Annotated in this window: 3 protein-coding genes; all 3 read right to left on the reverse strand. The window is 68.0% G+C overall.

Annotated elements, in window-relative coordinates; translation table 11 throughout:
- Positions 1–260: 260 nt before the first annotated feature.
- Genes nikE through BRAS3809_RS19445 form a run of 3 tightly spaced genes read right to left on the reverse strand, consistent with a single transcriptional unit; the run spans position 261 to position 3,881 of the window.
- Positions 261–1,940, reverse strand: coding sequence for a nickel ABC transporter ATP-binding protein NikE (gene nikE / locus BRAS3809_RS19435; protein WP_240535715.1), 1,680 nt, complete (start codon positions 1,938–1,940; stop codon positions 261–263).
- 46 nt (positions 1,941–1,986) lie between these two features.
- On the reverse strand, positions 1,987–2,847 hold the full coding sequence (locus tag BRAS3809_RS19440; protein WP_008963774.1) for an ABC transporter permease: 861 nt from the start codon (positions 2,845–2,847) through the stop codon (positions 1,987–1,989).
- A gap of 2 nt (positions 2,848–2,849) precedes the next feature.
- A complete protein-coding gene (locus BRAS3809_RS19445) occupies positions 2,850–3,881 on the reverse strand; it encodes an ABC transporter permease (protein WP_008963775.1) in 1,032 nt (343 codons plus the stop codon).
- Positions 3,882–3,950: the final 69 nt, after the last annotated feature.

Raw genomic sequence — 3,950 nt, forward strand, 5'->3', positions numbered from 1 at the left:
AACTAACAGTTCGGCCGCGCCCGGCCCCAATACCAAGTTGTCCGGCGTCCATAATCGATTGTTATGGGTGGGCAAGAGCCGGGCCTCATGGTTCGAGACGCGCCGCGTATGATGATCCTGCCTCGCAGTGTCCTGATCGGCGCGGCGCTCCTCACCATGAGGGTCGAGGTTCGAGGTCGGCGCAGCAGGAGTTTGTCAGAGACGTGTTCCTGGAGAGCATTGGCCTCCGAGACCGGCGCGCCGGCCGCACCGGGCCCTGGTCACGCGCTGCAGGCTTGAAGCGCCATCGGCGCGAGGTGGGGGACGGCGTCGACCAGTTCGCGCGTGTAGTCGGTCTGCGGGTTGGCGAACAGCGCGCGGCTCTCGCCCTGCTCGACGATCAGGCCGGTGCGCAGCACGATGGTGCGGTCGCACATCATGCGCACGACGTTGAGATCGTGGCTGACGAACAGGAAGGCGAGATTGTCCTCCCGTCTGAGCTTGTTGAGGAGCTGCAGCACCACGGCCTGCACGGAAACGTCGAGCGCCGCGGTCGGCTCGTCCAGCACCAGCAGCCGCGGCTTGCAGGCGATCGCGCGGGCAATACCCACGCGCGCCTTCTGGCCGCCGGAGAGCTGGTGCGGGAAGCGCTGCAGCAGCTCGCGCGGCAGGCCGACGCGCTCGGCGCATTCCTCGACGCGCTGGCGCAGCCTGTCGCCGCTGCGCATGTTCATCAGACGCAGCAGCGGATGGGCGATGCAGTCGAACGCGGTGTAGCGCGGATTGAGGCTGTCGTTCGGATCCTGGAAGACGATCTGGATATCCTTGCGCAGCGGACTGGCATGGAAGTCGCGCGCCGCAATCTGTCCGATCGACTGGCCGTCGAACAGGATCTCGCCCGCGCTGGCGTCGATCAGCCGGCAGATCATGCGCGAGGTCGTGCTCTTGCCCGAGCCGCTCTCGCCGACCAGCCCGACGCTCTCGCCGCCGCGCATCGTCATCGAGAAATCGGCCACGCCGACGGTACCGTCGTCGAAGCGCTTGACGATGTTCTTGACGTCGAGCAGCGGCGGCGTGCCGTGCGGTAGCGGCGGCAGCGTGGTGACCTCGACCAGCGGGATCGTCTCGCCGTCCGGCACGAGATCCTCGATGCGCGAGGTCGCCGTCGGCGAGGCCGCGACCAGCCGCTTGGTGTAGGGATGCTGCGGCCGGTGGAACAGGGTCAGCGGCGCCGCCTCCTCGACCAGCCGGCCCTGCTCCATCACCACGACGCGGGCGCAATAGCGCGCGGCGAGGCCGAGATCATGCGTGATCAGGATCGTCGCCATGCCGCGCTCGGCCGCGATCCCGGCGAGCAGATCCATCACCACCTTCTGGGTGGTGACGTCGAGGCCGGTGGTCGGCTCGTCCGCGATCAGCAATTGCGGGCTGCAGGAGATCGCGATCGCGATCATCACGCGCTGGCACATGCCGCCGGACAGCTCGTGCGGATAGGCGGCCATGCGCCGCTCGGGATCGCGGATCTGCACCGCCTTCAAGAGTTGCAGCGCCTCGGCCTGCGCCTCCTGCCGCGCCAGTCTTCGATGCGCGAGGATCGCATCCGCAATCTGCTGGCCGACAGTGCGGATCGGATTGAGCGCGGCGCGCGGGTTCTGGAAGATCATCGACATCGCCGCGCCGTGCAGGCTGCGCAGATCGGCGCCGCCGGCGCGGGTGATGTCCTGGCCCTTGAAGCGGATCCGGCCATCGGTGATGCGGCCGGCCTTGTCGAGCAGATGGGTGATGGCAAAGCCGGTCACCGATTTGCCGGAGCCGCTCTCGCCGACCAGCCCGAGCATCTCGCCCGGTGCCAGCGACAGCGACACGCCGCGCACGGCCTCGACCAGGCCACGGCGCGTGGAGAAGGTGACCTTGAGGTTCTCGACCTCGAGCAATGGCGAGGTCTTTGCCGACGCCGTCACGTGCGCATCCCCGGATGCGCCACACTGGTCATGATTGGATCCGCGGTCACGTGCGCATCCTTGGATCGAGAATATCACGCAGCCCGTCTCCAAGCAGGTTGAAGCACAGCACCGCGCTCATCAATGCCAAGCCCGGAAACGCCACCAGCCACCAGCGCCCCGTGGAGATGAAGCGCGCGCCTTCGGCGACCATGATGCCCCATTCCGGCGTCGGCGGCTTGACGCCGAGACCGATGAAGGAGAGGCCCGCCGCATTCAGGATGGCCCAGCCGAGATTGAGCGACATCTGCACCGCCATCGCCGGCAGCACGTTGGGCAGCAGGAAGCGCAGCACCACCGCGACGTGGCTCTCGCCGCAGGCGCGCGCCGCCTCGACCCAGCCGAGATTGCGGCGGATGTTGACCTCCGCGCGGGCGAAGCGGATGTAGAACGGCAGGTTGATGATCGCGGTCGCGATCACGATGTTCTCGACGCGGTTGCCGAGGGCCGCGACCATCGCCATCGCCAGCACGAACAGCGGGAACGCCATCAGCACGTCGACGAAGCGGCCGACCGCCTTGTCGAGCCGGCCGCCGGCATAGCCGCACAGCGCGCCGATCACCGAGCCGATCGCGAAGGACACCGCGACCGCGGTCACGGCAATGGTGAGGTCGAGCCGGCTCGCCACGATCAGGCGGCTGAGCACGTCGCGGCCGAGCTGGTCGGTGCCGAACCAATGCGCCGCGCTCGGCGGCTGCAGCGCCGCCGGCACGTCGGAGGCGATGGGATCATAGGGCGCGAGCCACGGCGCCAGGATCGCCATCAGCGCCAGCAGCAGCGCGCCGCCGGCCGCGATGGCCGTGACCGGATTGCCCCGCAGCACGAAGGCGGTGTGGCGCAGCGTGGAGGATGTCTCGATCGTGGTCATGCTCAGGCCACCGTGGCCCGGGGATCGGCGATGCCGTAGAGCAGATCGACGACGAGATTGACGATCACGAAGATGGTCGCCATCAGCAGCACGAAGCCCTGCACCGGCGCGTAGTCCGAGACCAGCAGCGCATCGAGCGCGTAGGAGGCCACACCCGGCCAGGAGAACACTTTTTCCACCAGCACATTCGCCCCGAGCATGGTCGAGAACACGATGCCGGCGATGGTGATGACCGGCAGGATCGCGTTGCGGAGCGCATAGGTGACGACGATGCGCCACCACGACAGCCCGACCGAGCGCGCGGTACGCACGAAGTCGCTGCCGAGCGAGACCAGCATCGAGGCCCGGGTGATGCGCGCCAGCGGCGCGATCACGAACAGCGCCATGGTGAAGGCCGGCAGCATCAGCTGCCGCGCCGCCGCCGACCAGCCCTCGAGATCGCCGGCGAGCAGGAAGTCGATGATCAGGAACCCGGTGCGCGACGGCGGCAGCGTGGTGAAGATGTCGATGCGTCCGGTCGGATCCGGCGCGAAGCCGAGCAGATAATAGAACACGTAGATCAGCAGCAGGCCGGAGACGAAAGTCGGCACGCAGACACCGAGCGAGCAGAACAGCCGCACGCCATGATCGACCAGCGAGCCCGGCCGGAGCGCCGCGATGACGCCGAGCGGTACCGCCGAGACCAGCGCGATCAGCAGCGCCGTCAGGGTCAGCTCGAGCGAGGCCGGCAGTCGCTCCTTGAGATCCTTCGACACCGCCTGCCCGGTCATCATCGAGCGGCCGAGATTGCCGCGGCCGACATCATAGAGATAGATCGCGAGCTGGTTCGGCAGCGGCTTGTCGAGCCCGAGCTGCCGGCGGATGACCTCGATCTCCTCCTTGCCGGCATTGGGGCCGGAGGCGAAGAACACGGCGGGGTCTCCCGGCAGCACGCGCATCAACAGGAAGGTGAAGACCAGGACGCCGAACAGCGCCGGCAGCGACGAGACGAACCGTCGTCCCGCCCGCAGCAGAGTTGCGCCGATCGCGTTCATGGGCCGCCCGTCTCCTAAAACAATCCATCGTCAGCGACGCGCACCAGCCCGCCGCGGCTCGGTGTAACC

This window comes from Bradyrhizobium sp. STM 3809 (assembly GCF_000239795.1).
GTDB lineage: Bacteria > Pseudomonadota > Alphaproteobacteria > Rhizobiales > Xanthobacteraceae > Bradyrhizobium.